The sequence below is a fragment of the Rhizomicrobium sp. genome (assembly GCF_056722145.1).
Window position 1 is genome coordinate 1 of record NZ_JBWZET010000049.1, and the last position, 3,275, is coordinate 3,275.

At 64.9% G+C, this 3,275-nt stretch carries 4 protein-coding genes; all 4 read left to right on the plus strand.

Annotated elements, in window-relative coordinates; all coding sequences use genetic code 11:
• Positions 1-1,268 (plus strand): heavy metal translocating P-type ATPase (locus AC1P6P_RS02965; protein ID WP_481400944.1); only part of this gene is annotated, 1,268 nt, incomplete at its 5' end.
• 7 nt (positions 1,269-1,275) lie between these two features.
• Positions 1,276-2,121, plus strand: coding sequence for a metallophosphoesterase (locus AC1P6P_RS02970; protein ID WP_481400945.1), 846 nt, complete (start codon positions 1,276-1,278; stop codon positions 2,119-2,121).
• On the plus strand, positions 2,114-2,842 hold the full coding sequence (mtgA, locus tag AC1P6P_RS02975; RefSeq protein ID WP_481400946.1) for a monofunctional biosynthetic peptidoglycan transglycosylase: 729 nt from the start codon (positions 2,114-2,116) through the stop codon (positions 2,840-2,842). Before AC1P6P_RS02970 ends, mtgA begins: the two co-directional genes overlap by 8 nt.
• A 33-nt stretch (positions 2,843-2,875) precedes the next feature.
• Positions 2,876-3,275: glutathione S-transferase family protein (locus AC1P6P_RS02980; protein WP_481400947.1), on the plus strand; the 400-nt coding region annotated here is incomplete at its 3' end.

Sequence of the window (3,275 nt, forward strand, 5' to 3'; positions counted from 1 at the left end):
TCGGCGCCGATACGGTGCTGGCGAAAATCGTTGCCCTGGTCGCCGAAGCGCAGAGGAGCCGCGCCCCGACCCAGACGCTGGCCGACTCCGTCGCGGCGTGGTTTGTGCCGGTGGTGACGGCCATTGCCATCGTCACGCTGATCGCCTGGCTCGCCGCCGGCTATACACTCGATTACGCGCTGATGGCGGCGGTCTCGGTGCTGATCATCGCCTGCCCGTGCGCACTGGGTCTGGCCACACCGATGTCGGTGATGGTCGCGGTCGGGCGTGGCGCCCAGGCCGGCGTTCTGGTCAAGAACGCAGCGGCACTGGAGAAATTCGCCAGCGCCGACGTTCTAATCATCGATAAGACCGGCACCATCACCGAAGGCAAGCCGAAGGTCGTTGCCATCCACACCGTTGCGGGCGTCTCCGAGAATGAAGTGCTGGCACTGGCCGCGGCGCTGGAATCCAAGAGTGCCCACCCGCTCGCGCACGCAATTCTCGAACGCGCCAAGGGCCTTGATCTGCCTGAGGCCGATGATTTCATCAGCGTGACCGGCCGCGGCTTGAAAGCGCGTATCGGCGGCGCCGAAGTGCTGATTGGCAGCAGCAATTTACTGCAAGACAACAACATCGAACCTTACGGGCTTTACGGCGACACCGAACAATGGGGCAAAGACGGCGCAACCGTCGTAGCTGTGGCGCGCGGACGAACCACACTCGGACTGATCGCGATCAAAGACCCTATGAAAGCCGATGCGCGCGAAACCCTGGCCGCGCTCGAGGCTGAAGGGCTACAGATTGTGATGGCGACCGGCGATTCCATCGCCACCGCCCACGCCATCGCCGTCGAGGCCGGAGGATTGAACTTCGCGGCCGGCCTATCGCCGCAAGACAAGGCTGACTGGGTGAAATACACCAAGGGCGTGGTGGCGTTTGCCGGCGACGGCATCAACGATGCGCCGGCGCTGGCCGCCGCCGATGTCGCCATCGCGATGGGCTCGGGCTCGGATGCGGCGATCGAAACCGCCGGTCTCGTACTGCTCAAGAGCGATCTCGGCGCCCTGTTGCGGGCGCGGCGACTGGCCAAGGCGGCGGTGCGCAACATGAAGCAGAACCTGTTCTGGGCCTTTGCCTACAATGCGTTGGGCGTGCCGCTGGCGGCGGGCGTTCTCTATCCGGTCACCGGCTGGCTGCTGTCGCCGATGGTCGCGGCGGCGGCGATGAGCTTCAGCTCGGTGACGGTGATCGCCAATGCTTTGCGTCTGAAGGGCGCGAAGTTATGATCGCGCCATGGGGCTTAGGCGGCACAACACGGTGTGGCGCGTCCTTTGCGGCGTTTTGCTGATCGGTTTCCTGCTGGCGCTTGATGCGTTCTGGTGGGAGCCGTCCAACCTCGCTGTCGTGCGGCACAAGATTCGCCTCAGGCGCGGCGCCCCGCTCGACGGCCTGCGCATCGCCGTCATTTCCGATTTGCATGCCGGCGCCCCCTACATTGACGAGGCCAAGATCGCCGACATCGTGCGGCGGACGAATGCGGAACAGCCGGACCTGATCCTGCTCAACGGCGACTTCGTTGCCGGCCGCGTCTTGGGCCGCCGTCCGATCGCCATCGAGACCGTCGCCGCGCTGCTGCAGCCGCTGCGCGCCCGCCTCGGCGTTTATGCCTTCATCGGCAACCATGATCACACGCGGGGCGCCGGCAGGATCATCGCGGTACTCGAGGCGGCCGGATTTCCGGTGCTCGAAAACCGCGCCACGACTGTGGCGGACGGAAGTTTCGTCCTCGCCGGATTTGGTCATGCCTATACCAATCCCGGCAACCCGGATGTGGTGTTCGCCGGGCTGGCCAAGGATGCGACGATCCTCGCCGTCACCCACTCGCCCGACATGTTCCCGCGTTTGCCCGCGCGCTGCGCCCTCACCATCGCCGGCCATACCCACGGCGGGCAGGTCGTATTGCCGCTGCTGGGGCGCGCCATGGTACCGTCGCGTTTCGGCCAGCGCTATGCTGCCGGCTTGACAGTCGAGGACGACCGCACGTTATTCGTCAGCACCGGCATCGGCACATCGGTGCTGCCGGTCCGCTTCGGTGTCAAACCGGAAATCTCGCTTCTGGAATTGAGCGTCCATGGCTAACTCCTCGAAGATCTGCTCCTTCTTCAACCGTTTGTGGAACGGTTCGGGCAAGCGCAAACCCTGGATCCGGCGCCTTTTCCTGGTGCTGTTCACGCTACTGGTGCCGTTGCCGATCCTGTACCTGCTGATTTTCCGCTTCGTGCCGGTGCCGGGAACGCCGCAGATGGCGCTCTATGTCGTCACCGGGCGCGAGGTCCACCATACCTGGCGCTCGATCGACGCCATGGCGCCGGGGCTCAAATATTCGGTGATCGGCTCCGAGGACCAGAATTTTTGCATCCATCACGGTTTCGATTGGGAAGATATCCAGCTCGCCATCAAGGAACGCGAAGCCGGCCGCAACCACCGCGGCGCCTCGACCATCAGCCAGCAGGTGGCGCGGACGCTGTTCCTGCTGCCGGCGCGCAATTGGGTGCGCAAGGGGCTGGAGGCGTGGCTGACCGTGCTGGTGGAATTCACCTGGCCCAAGAAGCGCATCCTCGAGGCCTATCTCAACCTCGTCGACCTCGGCCACGGCAATTTCGGCGCCGAAGCCGCCTCGGAGGCCTATTTCCACAAGAATGCCGGGGCGCTGTCGGGGGCGGATGCGGCCCGGCTGGCGTCAATCCTGCCCAATCCCGACAAATGGAAGGCGCAAAAGGCCGGCAAGCGCCGCTTGACCCGCGCTTTCGCCCGCACCCGCGAGGCCTCGGAAAACGGTATGGATTGGTGCGTGCGATAGACCCGGCGCGTCTGTTTCAGTAAACTGGTTGTCATGCGTCGCCTGATCCATCTCGTCTTCCAGCCCGCGTCCCGGCTTGTCCGGCTGGCGCTGGGAGAAAAACGTCTCGTCGTCGACCCGCAAGCGGCCGAGGACGCCCACGCCCATATGCCGGTGTTCATCGATCTTGACGGCACTGCGGTCACCGGACTGTGGGCCATTCTCGACCACCTGGAGGGGAATTATCCCGAGGTGCCGCTTGTGCCCGAGGACGCGATCGAGCGGGGCGAGGCGATGCGCTGGCTCGACTGGACGGCGACGGTGTTCCACGAGCAGGTCACCCGCAAAATCGTCATCGAGAAGGCGAACCCGCGCTTCACCGGCACGCCGAGCCGTTCCACGCCCGACGTCGGCGTGATCCGCGCCGGACGCGAGGCCTTGCGGGAGATGATCC